The organism is Streptomyces sp. NPDC097981 (genome assembly GCF_040302565.1).
In the GTDB taxonomy this organism is placed as follows: Bacteria; Actinomycetota; Actinomycetes; order Streptomycetales; family Streptomycetaceae; genus Streptomyces.
The window spans coordinates 50,554-66,039 of sequence record NZ_JBEORW010000038.1 but is presented as its reverse complement, the minus strand read 5'-3'; the positions used below and the strand labels follow the sequence as shown (position 1 = coordinate 66,039).

Below are 15,486 nucleotides of genomic sequence, written 5' to 3'. Positions count from 1 at the left end.
ACGGTGACGGCAACGTCAGCGGACGACGGCTGCGGCGGGTGGGTCGTCGGGGTCGTTGTCCGTTGGGCTGAAGGCGTTGCCGAGGGCGTCGATGGCTTGGCGTTGGAGGCGGAGGCGGACGTGGGCGTAGACGCCGGCGGTGACGCCGATATGGGCGTGGCCGAGGAGTTCCTTGATGACGACGAGGTCGACGCCTTGTTCTAGGAGCAGGGTGGCGGTTGAGTGGCGGAGGTCGTGGAAGCGGATGTGTCGGAGTCCGGCGCGGTCGAGGAAGCCGCGGAAGCGGCGTGTGAGGTTGGCCGGGTCGAGAGGTCGGCCGGTGGGCGTGGTGAAGACGAGGCCGCTGTCTTGCCAGGCTGACTCTGCGTCCTTGCGCTCCATGTCCTGTTGCTGCTTGTGCTCCTTGAGGGAGTGGATGCATTCGGTCGGGAGGGCGATGCGGCGTTCGGATGCTCGGGTCTTGGTGGGCAGGTGGGTGAGGCCCCCAGTGCGGGTGCGCTGGAGCGAGCGCCGGATGCTGGCGTTTCCACTGTTGAGGTCGAAGTCTTCCCAGTGAAGGCCGAGGAGTTCGCCTTTGCGGAGGCCGGTGCGCAGGGCGAGTTCGTACAGTGCGTGGAGCCGGTCGGCACGGGCGGCGTCGAGGAACTGGCGGGCCTCGGCCGCAGTGAGCGGCCGGAAGCGTCTGGGCCGGGGCACAGGGGTCTTGACGTTCCGGGCGACGTTTCGGGGCAGCTCGTCTTCCCGGACGGCGTGCTCCAGCGCAGCTTTGAGGACCGAGTGCACGTACGTCACCGTCGATGGAGACAACTGCTTCTGGCAGCACTCGCCGATGGCGCAGCATGCCTGCCGTTCGGTGTCCAGTCCCTGGGTGCAGCACTGGCAGGTGGTGCGGAGTCGGTCGAGGAAGGTGCGTACGTCCTTGGCGGTGAGGCGGGCGACCTTCTTGGTGCCGAGGCCGGGGACGAGATGGAGGCGGACACAGGCCGCATAGCGGGTGTGCGTGTTCTCTCGAAGCCGGTAGACAGAGACGCCGTTCAGCCAGTAGGTCAGGTAGTCGCCGACGGTGCTGTCGGCGGTGGCGACGGGCAGTCCGCGGTTGCTGTCGGCGATCTTCTCAGCGAGTTTGTCGGCGGCTTCTCTCCGGGTGCTGCCGTAGACGCGGACGCGTTTGCGCGTGCTGTCGGCGGCGAGGACGTATCCGGCGGCTTCCCAGCGTCCGTCCTTGCGCTGGTAGATGGTGCCTTCGCCGTTGGCTCGGGCCTTCTTGCGCTTGGGGGCGGTCATCGGGCGGCCTCTTCCAGGTGGCACTGGACGTAGTCAGCGAGGGCGTGGGCGGGGATGCGGCGGGCGCGGCCGATGGTCAATGAGGCGAGGCGGCGGGTGCGCAGGAGGTTGTAGAGGGCGGAGCGGCCGATCTTGAGGCGGGCCATCGCCTCGGGGACGGTGAGGAGTTCGTCGTCACGCACGAGCCGCCACCGCCTGTTCGCGCGTCGGACCGCCGCCGATGAGGGTGGCGAGGCGTTCGAGGTCGGGGGCGAGCCCCGTGCCGTTGTAGGCCCAGTGGGCGAGGACGAGGGTGGTCGGGGAGGCTGGAGGGGTGTGGCGGCGACGCCAGGCGGCGCGGGCGGCCCGGAGCGCGCCGAGGGTGGTGGAGTAGGCGCGGGTCTTCGTGGAGAAGTGGCCGCAGAAGCCGAGCATGTGGGCCCACTTGCGCAGGTTCAGGTGCTGTAGGTCCTTGCGGGCGCCGAGGGCCCAGGCAGTGCGAATCATGCGGGCGGCGTGCTCAGGCACGGACTCAAACCAGAGATCGGTGATCCTCTTCAGCCGGTGGTCGAGAGTGCCGGTGGCGGCTTCGGTGCCCTTGGTGGCGTACTTGGCGACGTATCCGGCGACCTTGCCCTCGCTGATCGTGGTCCCGCCCTGGAAGGCGGAGGACTGGATGACCCTTGTGTCGATCTGCTCGCCGAAGGCGAAGGAGCGAGCGCGGCCGTTGACCTCGGGCCCGTCGATGTGGGCGCGGGTGGCCGCGATCCGGATGGCGTCGGCGAGGAGTTCGGCGGTGGCCCATGCGGGTGGTGGGGTGTAGGGGCCCGCGGGGCCGTCGAGGCGGATCACGGCGTGGAAGTGGATCAGTCCGCGCTGCTGGTACTCCGCGACCTTGGCGTACGAGACACGGGCGACGCTGTGGAGCAGGCGCTGGGGGATACCGGCTGCGGCGGCGATGGTGCGGCGCAGGTGGAGCATGAAGCGGGCCCACAGGGCTGGGGCGTGGGCGTTCCACAGTACGGCGCCGGTGTAGTCGTACCGCTCGGGATCGAGCGGGGTGCCGAGGGCCGGGTCGCCGTTGGTGTGGGTGCGTCCGCAGCGGCAGCGGGTGGAGCCGTTGACGCGCCGTCCGTGGACGGGGCCGTACGAGGGTGCGGTGAGGGTGGCGAAGACGCGGGGGTGGTTGGCGACTTGTTCGGGGATGTCCTTGCCGCCGCGCAGGCCCGCGGCGATGAGGTGGTAGGTGTCCTGGCGGTAGAGCTCGGCGCAGGAGGGGCAGCGGGTGGTGCGGCGGTTGCCGCAGCGGACCAGGAGGTGCCCGGCGGGCAGTTCCTTGGACTTCAGTTCGCGCAGGATCTCGCCGGTGAAGGCGTCGATCTCGGTGCGGTGGCCTTCGAGCCGGATCGGCTGGGAGCAGCCACCTAGCGAGGTGAGCTGCCGTACCAGGCCGAGCAGGTCGCGGTACCCGGTGAACACGGGCAGCGCGGCCTTGTCCGGTTCGGGGCAGGGGATTGTGGTGGTGGGGGCGAGCGGTGGCATGCTGGCGGGACCTCTCTGCGCTGCGGCACACGCGTGTGCCGTGGACGGGTAAGGGAGGGAGGCCCCGGCAGGGGCGAGGGTTTGGCGACTACACGCCCTTGCCGGGGATCACTGCGAAGCGGGACCAGGAGGCGGCGGTCACGCGACCTTGTCCAGGTCGACGCGGTCGGGCAGGTCGCGGACCTTGAGCCCTTCGGCGCACATGAGGTCGTTGATCTGCCAGCAGGCTTCGGTGGGCAGGTAGACCGAGCGCAGCCGGACGGGGGTGCGCATGTCACCGACGGCGGCGATCGACACGCCCGGGGGCATGGCGCGGTCGGCGGCGGTGAAGTCCAGGTCCCGGCCGTCGGGGAAGAGGTGAAGGAAGTCCTCGACGGTGTCGACGCGGTGGCAGATCCGGGCGGACAGGTTGGTGCGTACGGCGGTGGTGAGAACGTCGGCGGAGGGCTTCTGGGTGAGCAGCCACAGCCGGATGCCGAACTTGGCGCCCTGGCTGGCGATGGCCAGCAGCTCGGCCTCGAAGCGTTCGCGGGCCTTGCGGTCCGGGTACCGGGTGTAGTTCGCCACCTCGTCGATCACCACGAGCAGCAGCGGCAGCTCGGGGCTGAAGTCGGTGATGCGGTCGGTACGGCCGGACCAGAACAGCCGTTCCCGGCGATGCATCTCCTCGCGTACCCAGCGCAGGATCTCGGTCGGCTCGTCGGGGTGGATGGCGTCGGAGACCTTGTACGCGGTACGCCACCAGGGAGCGACCGCGCCGAGGTTGGGGTCGATCACGATTAGCCGCACGTCCCGCATGAGGGATGCGTAGGCGAGCAGGGTGTTGACGGTGATCGACTTTCCGGAGCGGGTGAGGCCGGCGACGAGAGCGTGTGCGGAGTGGGCGAGGTTCAGCACGATGGGGGTGCCGTCTTCGTCCCAGCCCAGCAGCACGTCGTCCGTGGAGGCAAACTGTCCCGGACGGCAGATCGGGGACCCGTCGGGGCCGAGCAGCGGTGAGCGGATCACGGCCTCCAGTGGTTCGCGCCGGAATCCGCGTGCCACGATTACTCCGGGCTTGGGCTGGGAGATCCGGATGCGCCGCATCCCCCACGCGTCGCACAAGCCCTCGTTCGCGTCCTGCCAGGCGCTCAACCCCACCTGCGGGAGGGCATCCGCGGTGACGGTGACGCCGAACGGGTCGGCTTGGGTGTGAAGGCGCGGCGCCAGCACCCTCGGCTTCGCTGGCAGGTCCTGCGGGCTGAGCTGCTGGAGCACGGTGAGCGTGGAGTCTTTGACCGCCAGGTCCAGCATCGGAGCCAGGCGCTTCCAGCCCCATCGGATCCGCCGCGCCTGACGAAGGCTGATACGGGTCTCGCCGTCGGCTCGGTACCAGCGGGCGAAGCGGAACCCGGCCCAGGCGAGCATGCCCAGCATGCAGAGAAAAGCGACCACTAGCGACCCGGTACTGAGGACGTTCGCCGACATCAGGCGGCCGTCTTCACGGTGATGGCGTCCGCGCGGAGCGAGATGCCGTGCCGGTCCTTGCCGTTGATCTCGTTCTCCCAGGCCAAGGCGACCAGGCCGGTGAAGACGACGGGCATGCCGACCTTGAGGCCCTTGCCGAGACCGGGCTCGGGCACTTTGACGGTGATCACTTCGGCGCGGCCATTGAACGCGAACATCACGTCCACCTCGTGCAGCTGGGCACCGGTGCCCCGGTCGATCGCGGCCTCTCGGCCCTCCCGGTCCTTGAACTTGGGCCGGGGCTCGGACGCCAGGATTTCCAGCGCCTGGGACTGGTCGATGGGCATGGTCTTCACGGCAAACCTCCAGGTGAACGGGCTGACTCACCCGTGTGGGTGATCTCTTGCCGCAACCATACATCTATTCCATCTGGAGTCCATCCCATTGAATTCCATCTGTTGTCGAGGTGGTCCATCCATCGGGCGGCTACCCTGACACCGTGGGCGGCTGAGCTGGCGAAACACAGAAGCGACGGCCCGCCTGCGGCCTGTGAGAATCGGACCTGGACCAGGGATGGACATGCCTCCTGCTGACGACGCGCGCTTGACGTTCGAACGCATCGCGGACGACCTGCGGCAGCAGATCCGGGAGGAGAAGCTGCGACCGGGCCAGCTACTGCCGACTCAGAGCCAGCTCATGCAGGAGTACAAGGCATCAAGCCTGACCGTGCAGAAGGCCATCCGGCTCCTGCGCAACGAAGGCTGGGTCATCGCCCGCCAGGGGCGCGGCACGTTCGTGACCCGGTCGGCCGACTTCGAGGAGGCTTTCGAGAACGTCGCCAGCGATCTGACACAGCAGATCTACTCCGGCAGGCTGGCGCCGGGAGCCAGACTCCCAGCCCGCGAGGTCCTGGCGGAGCACTACTCGGTGCCGCTCAACGTGGTCACCAATGCCATCGCCTTGCTGGCCGGCAACTTCTTCCTCCGCTACCCCGGCGAGGTGCCCGGCGACGAGGTCTACGTACGCGACTGGGACGACCACGGCTTCGCCACACAGGTCATCCACGGCCGGTTGGTCGGCAAGATCAGAGACGGTTCACTGGCCAAGGGGGCCACCGTGACCGTGGACGAGGTGGTCGACATGCTCGGCGGCGACGCCGAGGCCGCGGACCAGGCGCTGACCTTCCTTGCGCTGGAGGGCAGGATCAAGAAGTACGCAAAGAGGAACGGGTCACGCAAGGAGTTCGAGTACGTCATCATCGGCGGCGAGTTCGGCACCGAACTGCCAGTGAGAGTGGAACCGGCAGGCGACGCGGCCGAGGCGCCAGGTGCGCCGGACCGAGAGTTTCCCGCGTCGGCCGGGTTCGCGGACCTGGCCTACAAGCTTGAACGTGCTCTGGAGCAGATCGAGGAGCTGCAAGAGCGCGTCGAGCGCCTGGAGCGCGGCGACACCGGCTGAGATCGGCGCACAAACAGTGAGTGTCCCCGGAGGCCAGGTGCTTCCGGGGACACTTCACGTTCGTCGGTCAGGGCTGGTACTCGTAACCGATGGTGAACCGGGGCGGCAGACACCATTCCCCATACTCGATGATCCCCTCCGAGTCCGACCACCGGTGGGCACCGGCCAGGATCGGCGAGCCAACGGGTAGCCCCAGGGCACTGGCCTCGCGCGCGTCGGCGGGGCGGGCATGCATGTCGTCACGGGCGTGAGTGATCGTGCGTCCGGTGGCTTCGAGTACCCGCGCGGACAGACCGTGATTGCGACCCGGAGCGGTGTTCAGCAGATCGGGGACCAAGGCGGCGAACGGCGCCGGATACCAGGTCACCGCGAACACGGTCCGCGTCTTGCCACGGCCGGCCAGCCACTCGCGCCGCACCACCTGGTCACCGGTCTCCAGATCGAAGATCTCCGCCACGTAGAGCGGCGGAGCGATGAGCTCAGCAGCCGTCACGCGGCTCGTCTCTCCCTCGGCCAGGAACGACTTCACCCGCTGGACCCTGGCCAGCCGGTCACGCGCCGAAAGAGTCCACCTCGGGTCATCGGCGACGAACGTACCCCTGGGGGTGGTACGGATGAAGTTCTCGACCTGGAGGGCTTGCAGAGCACGGGACACGGTGGCGGCTGCCGCCTGCCACTGTCCAGCGATCTCCCGGTTGGTCGGCAGCTTGGCCCCCGGCGCGAGCTCGCCCGACAGGATGCGCTCCCGGAAGTGATCAGCGATCTTCGTGAACGTCTTGGCACTGGGCATAAGGCTTGCCCCTCCATTGAGTTGACGTGCTGTCAGTGAGGGCACACTAGTGCACTGCGAACCGTAGCAGGAGTGCTTCGGCCACTCGAATACTGAACTAGAGCACTGACCTGTCAATAGGTCAGCCATGTGACGTTCGAAGGGTGGCGACGCATCATGAGTGAGCCGACCAGGTATTCGACTGCGCCTGTTGAACTACCGCTGCGACTTGATGCGGACCCGGCACCCGTCGAGGGCTGTGCAGGCTGTACCGAACTGGCCAGCGTACGCGACCGCGCACGCGTGGTCGGCGACATGACGACCGTGACCGACTGCAACGTCTACATGCGACGCCACCCCGAGGGCCACCAGTGACCGCCCGCTCCGTGTACCGGCACGTACCCCACACCATCCGGCATGTCCCCGAGGGCGGCATCACCTACGAAGCGTTCTGCGTCACCGCAGGCTGCGACGCCGAATCCGGCCCGCACGATGAGCAAGAGGCCGCACAGGACTGGGCCCTTCGCCACACCGGACGCACCGGCCACGACCTCTTCAGACGCCTCGTGACCGACCACGCCAAGGTGACCCGAGCCGAGTAGACGCAGCTACGGACCCGGAGCCGCGCCAGCCAAGCAGACGTCCGAAGCCGCATCCCCAGCACGAGCCTTCACCGATGGCCAAGGCGTACCGCCGAAGAGGGATGCGTCCAAACTTTCTATACGTCTTCAAGGCGACCCGCTGGCGCGGGTCGCGCGCGGCACGGCCGCCCACCCGGCCCGCTCTCGGCTCCGCCACCGCGGGCCGGCCAGCGACCAGGCCGCGCAAAGACAGCGCAGCGGATGACCAGAAGCGCGAGGAAGTCCGGGCGTTCCCGCACGGCGAGGGCCAGGCCAACGGTGAGGCAGCGGCGGGGCGTCGGCCAGTGCGCAGCTCGCAGGTGGGGCCGGTCGGCTCCGTGAGCTTTACCCACCAGTTCGGGCCGGGGCCCGCGTCGGGCAAGGCCAGGGGGCCACTCGTTCACATTGCGGTCAGGCCCAAAGCCTGCCCGAGTTGCCGACCAGCGTACGGCCCCCTGACCATGCCCGACCCCAACCCGAACAGGACACCGGCCAAAGCCCACTCCACCGCCCTCACGCGCGTAGCCGTCTGACGGCAACGCCGACGGCAACAGGGGCGCACAACAGGGCACTTCCACGCACACCCACGGACTGGCCGAATTCCGCTGACCTGCGAAAACGCTGATGACAGCACCTCAGCACGCACACGTACTATGTGCTCGCAGGCGCCACTCCAGTACTCGTTCACAACTGCGGGGATAAGGTATGGGAGCCGTTTCGTGAGGGCGTCGACCACACCGATCAGGGATCTCTTCCGGCAGGTGCAGGGATTTCGTCGGGGTCGCCCCTCGCGGCGGGCGAGTATCACTTTATTGTTCGCCAGGACGGTTCCCTGCGCGCCATGCAAAACGAATCGATGTGGGATCTGAATCCGGGGGCCGGACACACCTCCCTGGGCGACCGTCGAGGTGTGCTTATGGCAGGCACGTTCGATGTCGATGCAAGTGACGCGATCTCCAGGATCGACAACTTCTCTGGTCATTACCGTCCGACAGATACCCCGGGGTTCACTCCTCTGCTGGACGTCACGCGCGGAGCCTTCCGGCGGCATGGTTGGGGCTTCGCAGATAGCGCCTGGGACTACTATGCTGGGCCAGGTCTCTAAGCTGGCTCATGTTCGCTGGGGGCAGTCTCATGGAGGCTGCCCCCAGCGGGGTTGCAAAGATCCGACTGAATAACTCTCCCGATGCGGCGGTAGCGATGGAATTTTCGAAATATCCCGGCTCCGACGTTCTCCTAGCCCGTCTCACGCAAGGCCAAGACATCGGGCACCCCGTGGAAGAGACGCCCCCCACTTTCATAGGACAGACCCCGGCCGAGGAATCCCTCCGTCTGCTCGCGGAGCGACTCGGCATGCAGAGCCAGGACCTCTTCCTCGTCGCGGGCCTGGCGATTCCCGACGACGAGCTCCTCTTCGATCAGGAAGCCAGCCGTGAACTGCCTCAGCTAGTGAGACGTGCGCTCTTCTTGCCGGCGCCTGATCGGCAGCGGCTGCGTGACTGCGCCCGCTCTCTGGCCGAGGTACCCGAAACGCTCTCCCAAGGAAATCGGAGCCTTTATGGGCAGTACCCTCCAGGGCTCGGGTCACTCCTTGTGCAGATGCTTGCGCTCCGGAATCTTGGATGGTCCTCGGCGGCTAAGGTGATGTACCTGATGTCGGGTGTTTACCTGTCGGCTGCGACGATTGGCGCATTGGGTCGTGGCGTCAAGGAAATCGATGCCGAGCTTCTCGACGGTCTTTCCGTCGTGCTAGGAGTTCCGGTCGCTACCTTGGCACGCTTGACAGGTGTTCGTCCAGCGGTAGAGATCCGTAGACACTCGTCAGGGACTGTCGATACGGCTGCCTTGCTTTGGGACGTGCGGCATTTGACTGCGGAACAGGTCAGGGAAGTTTCCCGCTTGGCAGATGCGCTGGGCCAGGAATGACGTGAAGCGGGTGACTCGTCCAGGACTGGATATGATATTCAAGTGTGGCGAGACGCGCTGCGTGAATGGATGGCATGGGGAAATTCTAGACTCTTTGAATTTCGGCAACGCGAATCTTTTCTAATGGTACGCCTCCTGCATCTTTTGAGCCCCTCCGGGAAATGCCGGAGGGGCTCAATCGGTTTTGACGGCAGTAGTTGACGGCAACGTCAGTGGACGTGGGGTGCGCGATGCGGCGGGTTGTCGCTGGCGTCGGGCTGGTTGGCGATCTCGGCAGAGTCGTAGAGAGCGCGGCCGAGGAGGTCGATGGCGTCGCGTTGGAGGCGGAGTCTGACGTGGGCGTAGACGGTGGCGGTGACGCCGATGTGGGCGTGGCCGAGGAGTTCTTTGATCACGACGAGTTCGACGCCTTGCTCCAGGAGGAGAGTGGCGGTGGAGTGCCGTAGGTCGTGGAAGCGGATGCGGCGGAGCCCTGCCCGGTCGAGGAGGGCGCGGAAGTGGCGATTCAGGTTCGCGGGATCGATTGGCCCCCCTGCCGGCGTGCTGAAGACGATGCTGCTGTCTTTCCAGCCCTCCGCTGCCGCCTCACGTTCTTCTTCCCGTGCTTCACGGCGTTCCTTCAATGAGCGGATGCACTCGGCAGGAAGGGCGATGCGGCGTTCGGATGCCCGGGTCTTTGTGGGGAGGGCGGTTAGCCCGCCGGTCTGGGTACGCTGGAGGGTACGGCGGATGCTGGCTGTGCCCTTGTCGAGGTCAACGTCTTCCCATTGGAGGCCGAGAAGTTCGCCCTTGCGGAGGCCGGTGCGGAGGGCGAGTTCGTACAGCGCGAACAGGCGGTCATTGCGGGCGGCAGCGAGCAACTGGCGGGCTTCATCGGCGTTGAGGGGTTCGAAGCGGCGGGGTCGGGGCGTGCCGGTGCGGACGTTGCGGGCGACGTTGCGCGTGATCTCCTCTTCACGCACGGCGTGCTCCAGGGCGGACTTGAGGACGGAGTGGATGTACGCCAGCGTCAGCGGGGAGAGCCTCTTGGAGCAGCACGTTCCGGCGGCGCAGCAGCGGGGCTGGTCGCGTCGGGCGTCGATGCTGCGGGCACAGCACTGGCAGGTGGTGCGGAGCTGGTTGAGCCAGGTACGGACGTCCTTGGCGGTGAGCTTGGTGAGCTTCTTCTTGCCCAGACCGGGGACGAGGTAGTGGTTGACGCAGGCGGTGTAGCGGGTGTGGGTGTTCTCGCGGAGGTGGTGGACGGCGACGTTCTCCAGCCAGTACGTCAGGTAGGTGCTGACGCTGCCTTGTGCGGACGGCACGGGGATGCCGCGGTTGCTGGCGGCGATCTTCTCGGTGAGCTTGGACAGGGCTTCCGTGCGGGTGCTGCCGTAGACGCGGACGCGCTTGCGGGTGTTGCCCGGGGCGAGGACGTAGCCAGCGGCTTCCCAGCGGCCGTCCTTGCGCTGATAGACGGTCCCGTCGCCGTTGGCGCGGACGCGGCGGGAGGGGCTGGAGTCGCGGGGCGTGGACATCAGGCGGCTTCCTGGTCGAGTCGGGCGCGGATGAAGTCGGTGAGGGCGCGGGCGGGAATGCGGCGGGCGCGGCCGAGGGTGATCGAGGCGAGCTGCCGGTTCCGGAGCAGGTCGTAGACAGCAGAGCGGCCGATCTGGAGGCAGGCCATGACCTGGGGGACGGTCAGCAGTTCCGGTGGTGTACTCGGCGCCTGGTGGGGCGCAGCGGGCTGGTACGAGGCCATCAGCAGCCCTCTTCCGCTGCGAACTGCCGCTCCAGTTGCAACTCCAGAACCACCATTAACTGGACAGACCCCCCGTGGGAGGAGTTGCGCGCGCTCGTTGCCGCAGTTCCATGCGGCGACCTGTCTCCGCGAGGGACCGGCGCTCTGACGGACTGGGCGTACGCCATCGCGGTCGGTCCCTACGGTTCGAACCCGAACTCGAATTGGAACTACGCGCGTGCGCTGGCCCGCGTGGTCCAAGGCATGGTCCGTGCACTGGAACAGCACCACGCGTCGAGCGCACCGTGACTGGGCCGGCCGACAGGTCGCACACGTCCTGATCGTGCTCGGCGCCCTCACGGACATCTTCGTCGGGACCGGCCGAGTTCCGAGGGCCGTCCTCCGGAGGCGGCCGGTTCCTCGCGCCCTCGAACAGGGGGTAACACTCGTGCCGATGAGTCAAAGCCCGGCGCGGAGCTCGCCGTGCACCTTGCGGGACGATCGCCGGACGGTCCGCCGACGCGTCGGATGCAGCAGGCCGCACCATCCGGACGCGCGCGGGCAGCACTGCTCCGAAACCGCCCCGGGTGGGGGCCGGAGTTGGCATGATGGCCCGCCAAGGGGAGGACCACCACGGGGGCGGGTGCGATGGCGGGTGGCTACAGCGCGGAGACGGCCGACGCGGGTGGCGGGGGCCCCGTGTTCCTCTCCGGGCCCGGGGACCTGCGCAGTCTGGCGCGGCAGGTCGCCCTCCTCGGGGATCGGGCCGGCGCGGACGCCGCCGCCGCACTCGTACGCCGCGTCGAGCGGCGGGCCGACGCGCCCGCGGCCCGGATCTGTGTCGTAGGCAGCACCAACGTGGGCAAGTCGCGCCTCGTCAACGACCTGGCCGGCGCGGTCTGTGTCCCCGTATCCGTCCACCCGACGGCAGGGCCTCCGGTCCTGGTCCGGGCCGCCGCCGCAGCCGTGGGCACGGAGTTGCGCGGGCATCCGGAGGCCCGGGGGACGCGCGACGAGGATCCGGCCGCCCGGTTACGCGTCGTGGAGGCGGACGTGCCCGCCGAGTCGTGGCTCGCCCGGGCCGGCGTCGAACTCGTCGACACCGCGGGGTGGGAGGGCTGGTCCGGGGTCCGGCAGCCCGATACCGAGGCACTGGCCCGGATCGTCGCCGACTGCGACGCCGTCGTCGTCGTGGTCGAGGCCCGCCGCGCGCTGCTGGCCACCGAGCAGGCCAGACTCAGGGCCCTGGCGGCTGTTCCGCACACGCCGCCCGTGATCGTCCTGGTGTCGAAGCTCGACCAGGTGGACGATGAGGCGGACGACGTCATGCGGCGCGTACGCCACCTGGCCGGGCAGATCGTCCCCGACTCCCCGGTCCTCGCGGCGCCGGGCCCCGCCGCCGGCAGCGACGCCGTGGAGCACTGCCGTACGGTGCTCTCCGCCCTGACCGGCGCCCGCGAGCGGGGCGTACTGCGCACCGTACGCCGTCTCCGTCTGCTGGCCGCGACCTGCTCCCTGGTCGCGGAGGCGGCCGCCCGGGCCGTGGCCGCACAGGGGCACGGGGACGGGCACGGGCACGGGGACAGGGACGGGGACCGCGGCGGCGACCCCGTCCGGGAGCGCGTCGGGGAGATCTGGAACGCGGCCCGCTCCAGCGCCCTCTTCCACTGGATCGCTCTCACCGTGCAGGCCGACGAACGCCGCCGCGAGCTCGCCGCATCCGTCGCCGCCGAGGCCCGCCGCCGCAGGGTCCGGCTCGTACGCGACCTGGCGCAGAAGCTGTCCGGCATGCTCGATTCGCCCGAGGAGCAGCACTTCATACGGCTGCACGCCGTCCCGGACACCGCGCAGGCCCTGGAGGAGTTCGAGAGGTGGACGACGGCGGCCGTGGAACGGGCGCTGGAGCACGACACCCTGTGGCTGCGCGGCATCCTGCAGCGCAACCGCCCCGGCGCGGACACCGGCGCCGGGGCCGGCGTCCTGACCATGCCGACCGCCCGCGAGGCCGTACCGGAACCCGAACTGCCCGGGGCGGCCCGTACCGCCGCCGCCGCGGAAGCCGACGAGGCGTCGTCCTGGGACGCCTCCTGGGTCCCCGAGTTCGTCGGCACCGCGATCGAGAACGTGCTGTCCCCCCTCGCCACGGAGGTGGTCGGCCAGATCGCCGGCGCCGCGGGCACGGCCCTCGTCAACGAACTGCTGGAACACGGCCACGCCGACCGCCGCCAGCGCACCGTCGACGACCTGGAACGGATCGTGGAGCGGTCCTTCACCGAACAGGCGAGCCGTACCGAGGCCCGCCTCGCCCAGGTCTACGAGCGTCTGCTGGACACGGCGCGGGAACGGGACGAGCAGTGGTGGCGGCTGCACACGGCGGCCGCGACCGCCGCGCCGGACTCGCTGGACCACTGGCACGCCCTCGGCGCCCGCGCCCGGGAGCTGGGCCGATCCGTACACCACCACCTCCGCGGCCTGGAAGGGGAGCCATGGAACCCGAGATGAGGAGCACGGCGGGGAGGGAGACCCCCGCCGCGCACTTCCGCGGCTGGAGCGACAACCTCGCCACGCTGCACGCCCACTACGAGGCCCTGCAGCGCGTGGCCGTCGAGGCCGAGCAGGCGATCGACCTCCCCGGCGGAGCGGCGCCGCCCCCCGACCTGGGCATCAACGGGGCCGCCTTCGAACGCGAGACCTTCCGCATCATGGTGGTGGGGGAGTTCAGCAGCGGCAAGAGCACGCTGATCAACGCACTGCTCGGCAAGAAGCTGCTGCCGACGAAGGCGAACCCGGCGACCGCCTTCACCACGGTGCTGCGCTGGGGCGAGACGGAGCGGGCCTGGCTCTACCGGACCGTGGACCAGCAGGGCGGCGAGAAGTCGGTCGGCATGGACGAGTTCCGCCAGGAAGTGTCCCTGCAGATCGACGCGCACGGGGCGCCGCGCACCCCCTCCTTCGCGCTGGCCGTCGTCGAGCAGCCGCTCGAACTGCTGCGCCGGTCGGTGGAGATCGTGGACTCCGCGGGGATCAACGAGAGCCCCGACCGGGAGCGCGTCACCCTGCGCTTCCTGGAGGAGGTCGATGCCGTCGTCTTCGTCACCGATGCCGGGCGCCCGTTCACACTCCACGAGACCGAGAACTACCTCCAGCACGTGCGCCAGCTCGGCCACCGCGACATCTTTTTCGTCGTCAACCAGTTCGACCGCATCGAGGAGGAGGAGCGCGCGGAGGTCATGAGCCGCTGCCGCAACGTCGTCGCGGAACTGAACGGCGGCGCGGCCCCCGCCACGCCCAACGTGTACTTCGTCAGCGCACTGGAGGCGCTCAGGGCCCGCATCGACGGGGACACGGCGCGCGAGGCCGCGTCGGGCATCGGGGAGCTCGAAGCAGCCCTGGAACTGTTCTGCATGAGGGACGCGGCCCGGGTGAAGTTCGTCCGCCTCGCCGAGTTCCTGCGGCACAATGCCGTCCGGCTGCGCCAGCGCCTGCACGACGAGGGCGCCGTGCTGATGAGGTCCACGGCCGAGCTCAGCGCGCTGCTGGAACGCAGCCAGGGAGTCCAGGACGAGCTGCGCCAGAGCGCCGACACCATAAGGGAGATCGTCAACTCCAAGCTCTCCGCCGTGGGCCACGAACTCCAGCTCGCCTTCGGCTCCTTCCTCGCGGAGCAGAGCGCGCAGGTCGTGCACTGGAGCGTGGACAAGCCGAAGGCGCGCGTGGCGAAGGTCTTCAGCAAGAGCGGGCGCGCGGCCCTGCAGCACGAGCTGCAGGACAGCTACACCAGCGTCCTGCAGCGCAAGATGCAGATCTTCAGCGCCCAGCAGCTCGAACCGATGGTCCGCTCCCGCCAGGAGCAGCTGCTGCGACAGCTCGAACCGCTGCTGCGCACCCACGCGGATCTGCTGGACAAGCTGCGCGCCGACCTCACCGGCTCGCGGTCGGTGCGCGACCACAACGACTTCCTGCACACCCTGGCCATCTCCGCCGCCAAGGGCAACGGGCGCGGCGTCCGACGGGAACGCGGCGACATCCCCTGGCGCTACCGCCCGAACTCGCTCCTCGCCGCCGGGGTCGGTACGGGCGCCGCCCTCGGCGGCGGAGTCGCCGCCGCGACCGCGGCGGGCATCGTCAGCCTCGGCCTCGTCCTGCCCCCGGTGGCCGTGACCGTGGCGATCGGCGCGGCCCTGGGCCCCCTCCTCGCGGCCAGCTCGGCGATCTTCGCCAGCGGCAAGCTCCGCGACCGCGTGGCGGAGGAGTTCGCCGAGCACATGAAGCAGTCCGCGAACCGGTCGGCCCGGCAGTACGCCGACAGCCGTACGAGCGACCTGCGCGCGGTGTGGGGAGCCATCAGCGACGCCCTGAACGCGGAACTCCAGGAGCTGATAGGCGTCGTCCAGCGCAACATCGAACAGTCACGCACCGATGAGCACGGCAAACGCTTCCTGCGCGACCAGCTGTACGCGTACGAGCAGCGCATCACGGCCGTCGAGCAGCACATCGCGGCGTTCCTCCAGCCGTTCGTCACCGAAGGCGAGCGCGACGAGTCCTGAGCGCGGCAGCGCGTGGTCCCGGTCCCTGGGCTTTCACCGCCGGCGGTGGAAGCCCAGGGCGGTGCCCCCGAGAGGATCAGGCACCCTTCCGTGCGCCAGAAGACCGCCGCCGTCCTCGGCACCACCGCCCTGCTGCCGGTCGAGTACGCCGGCGACAGCGGCTGGGGTCCGCCGGTCCGACAGGGCGGGCGGGTG

General features: G+C 69.0%; 14 protein-coding genes. 6 read left to right on the top strand and 8 right to left on the bottom strand.

Features of this window, described 5'->3' with window-relative positions; translation table 11 throughout:
• Nucleotides 1-15: 15 nt before the first annotated feature.
• The 5 genes from ABTY04_RS30070 to ABTY04_RS30050 form a co-directional block, all read right to left on the bottom strand.
• The gene (locus ABTY04_RS30070) at nt 16-1,284 is read right to left on the bottom strand and encodes a tyrosine-type recombinase/integrase (RefSeq protein WP_352216563.1); all 1,269 of its coding nucleotides are present in this window, start codon (nt 1,282-1,284) and stop codon (nt 16-18) included.
• Nucleotides 1,281-1,466: a helix-turn-helix domain-containing protein gene (locus tag ABTY04_RS30065; protein WP_352216562.1), complete on the bottom strand. Its 186-nt coding sequence runs from the start codon at nt 1,464-1,466 to the stop codon at nt 1,281-1,283. Before ABTY04_RS30065 ends, ABTY04_RS30070 begins: the two co-directional genes overlap by 4 nt.
• Nucleotides 1,459-2,805, bottom strand: a complete 1,347-nt coding sequence (locus tag ABTY04_RS30060; protein ID WP_352216561.1) for a replication initiator — start codon at nt 2,803-2,805, stop codon at nt 1,459-1,461. The genes ABTY04_RS30065 and ABTY04_RS30060 overlap by 8 nt, the downstream gene beginning before the upstream one ends.
• A 138-nt stretch (nt 2,806-2,943) precedes the next feature.
• Nucleotides 2,944-4,221 carry an FtsK/SpoIIIE domain-containing protein gene (locus ABTY04_RS30055; RefSeq protein ID WP_352216560.1) on the bottom strand — a complete coding sequence of 426 codons (1,278 nt, stop codon included), beginning with the start codon at nt 4,219-4,221 and terminating at the stop codon, nt 2,944-2,946.
• Between the two features lie 50 nt (nt 4,222-4,271).
• On the bottom strand, nt 4,272-4,607 hold the full coding sequence (locus ABTY04_RS30050; protein WP_352216559.1) for an SCO3933 family regulatory protein: 336 nt from the start codon (nt 4,605-4,607) through the stop codon (nt 4,272-4,274).
• Between the two features lie 217 nt (nt 4,608-4,824).
• On the opposite strand from ABTY04_RS30050, the gene ABTY04_RS30045 reads away from it, so the two are divergent.
• A complete protein-coding gene (locus tag ABTY04_RS30045) occupies nt 4,825-5,709 on the top strand; it encodes a GntR family transcriptional regulator (protein WP_352216558.1) in 885 nt (294 codons plus the stop codon).
• A gap of 67 nt (nt 5,710-5,776) precedes the next feature.
• Here the strand turns inward: ABTY04_RS30045 and ABTY04_RS30040 are convergent, their stop codons facing one another.
• Entirely contained in the window at nt 5,777-6,499 is a 723-nt protein-coding gene (locus ABTY04_RS30040) for a GntR family transcriptional regulator (RefSeq protein ID WP_352216557.1), read from the bottom strand.
• Nucleotides 6,500-6,655: 156 nt separating this feature from the next.
• Here ABTY04_RS30040 and ABTY04_RS30035 point away from each other — a divergent pair, with 156 nt between their 5' ends.
• The 3 genes from ABTY04_RS30035 (at nt 6,656) to ABTY04_RS30025 (ending at nt 9,024) form a co-directional block, all read left to right on the top strand.
• A complete protein-coding gene (locus tag ABTY04_RS30035; protein ID WP_352216556.1) occupies nt 6,656-6,853 on the top strand; it encodes a hypothetical protein in 198 nt (65 codons plus the stop codon).
• Nucleotides 6,850-7,080: a DUF7848 domain-containing protein gene (locus ABTY04_RS30030; RefSeq protein WP_030036825.1), complete on the top strand. Its 231-nt coding sequence runs from the start codon at nt 6,850-6,852 to the stop codon at nt 7,078-7,080. Before ABTY04_RS30035 ends, ABTY04_RS30030 begins: the two co-directional genes overlap by 4 nt.
• 1,371 nt (nt 7,081-8,451) lie before the next feature.
• Nucleotides 8,452-9,024, top strand: a complete 573-nt coding sequence (locus tag ABTY04_RS30025; protein ID WP_352216555.1) for a hypothetical protein — start codon at nt 8,452-8,454, stop codon at nt 9,022-9,024.
• Between the two features lie 209 nt (nt 9,025-9,233).
• Here ABTY04_RS30025 and ABTY04_RS30020 read toward each other — a convergent pair whose 3' ends face one another.
• Nucleotides 9,234-10,541 (bottom strand): tyrosine-type recombinase/integrase, encoded by a 1,308-nt coding sequence (locus ABTY04_RS30020; protein WP_352216554.1) that lies wholly within the window; start codon nt 10,539-10,541, stop codon nt 9,234-9,236.
• Nucleotides 10,541-10,765, bottom strand: a complete 225-nt coding sequence (locus ABTY04_RS30015; RefSeq protein ID WP_352216553.1) for a helix-turn-helix domain-containing protein — start codon at nt 10,763-10,765, stop codon at nt 10,541-10,543. Before ABTY04_RS30015 ends, ABTY04_RS30020 begins: the two co-directional genes overlap by 1 nt.
• Nucleotides 10,766-11,392: 627 nt before the next feature.
• On the opposite strand from ABTY04_RS30015, the gene ABTY04_RS30010 reads away from it, so the two are divergent.
• Together ABTY04_RS30010 and ABTY04_RS30005 are read left to right on the top strand one after the other, a co-directional pair.
• Complete coding sequence (locus tag ABTY04_RS30010; RefSeq protein ID WP_352216552.1) at nt 11,393-13,246, top strand: GTPase; 1,854 nt, start codon at nt 11,393-11,395, stop codon at nt 13,244-13,246.
• Nucleotides 13,243-15,291 (top strand): dynamin family protein, encoded by a 2,049-nt coding sequence (locus ABTY04_RS30005; protein WP_352216551.1) that lies wholly within the window; start codon nt 13,243-13,245, stop codon nt 15,289-15,291. The genes ABTY04_RS30010 and ABTY04_RS30005 overlap by 4 nt, the downstream gene beginning before the upstream one ends.
• Nucleotides 15,292-15,486 lie beyond the last annotated feature (195 nt).

What these genes read in the sequence shown, in the direction of transcription:
- ABTY04_RS30070 (WP_352216563.1), bottom strand. Translation starts at nt 1,284, where the DNA reads ATGACCGCCCCCAAGCGCAAGAAGGCCCGAGCCAACGGCGAAGGCACC.
- ABTY04_RS30060 (WP_352216561.1), bottom strand. Translation starts at nt 2,805, where the DNA reads ATGCCACCGCTCGCCCCCACCACCACAATCCCCTGCCCCGAACCGGAC.
- ABTY04_RS30055 (WP_352216560.1), bottom strand. Translation starts at nt 4,221, where the DNA reads ATGCTGGGCATGCTCGCCTGGGCCGGGTTCCGCTTCGCCCGCTGGTAC.
- ABTY04_RS30045 (WP_352216558.1), top strand. Translation starts at nt 4,825, where the DNA reads ATGGACATGCCTCCTGCTGACGACGCGCGCTTGACGTTCGAACGCATC.
- ABTY04_RS30040 (WP_352216557.1), bottom strand. Translation starts at nt 6,499, where the DNA reads ATGCCCAGTGCCAAGACGTTCACGAAGATCGCTGATCACTTCCGGGAG.
- ABTY04_RS30035 (WP_352216556.1), top strand. Translation starts at nt 6,656, where the DNA reads ATGAGTGAGCCGACCAGGTATTCGACTGCGCCTGTTGAACTACCGCTG.
- ABTY04_RS30025 (WP_352216555.1), top strand. Translation starts at nt 8,452, where the DNA reads ATGCAGAGCCAGGACCTCTTCCTCGTCGCGGGCCTGGCGATTCCCGAC.
- ABTY04_RS30020 (WP_352216554.1), bottom strand. Translation starts at nt 10,541, where the DNA reads ATGTCCACGCCCCGCGACTCCAGCCCCTCCCGCCGCGTCCGCGCCAAC.
- ABTY04_RS30015 (WP_352216553.1), bottom strand. Translation starts at nt 10,765, where the DNA reads ATGGCCTCGTACCAGCCCGCTGCGCCCCACCAGGCGCCGAGTACACCA.
- ABTY04_RS30010 (WP_352216552.1), top strand. Translation starts at nt 11,393, where the DNA reads ATGGCGGGTGGCTACAGCGCGGAGACGGCCGACGCGGGTGGCGGGGGC.
- ABTY04_RS30005 (WP_352216551.1), top strand. Translation starts at nt 13,243, where the DNA reads ATGAGGAGCACGGCGGGGAGGGAGACCCCCGCCGCGCACTTCCGCGGC.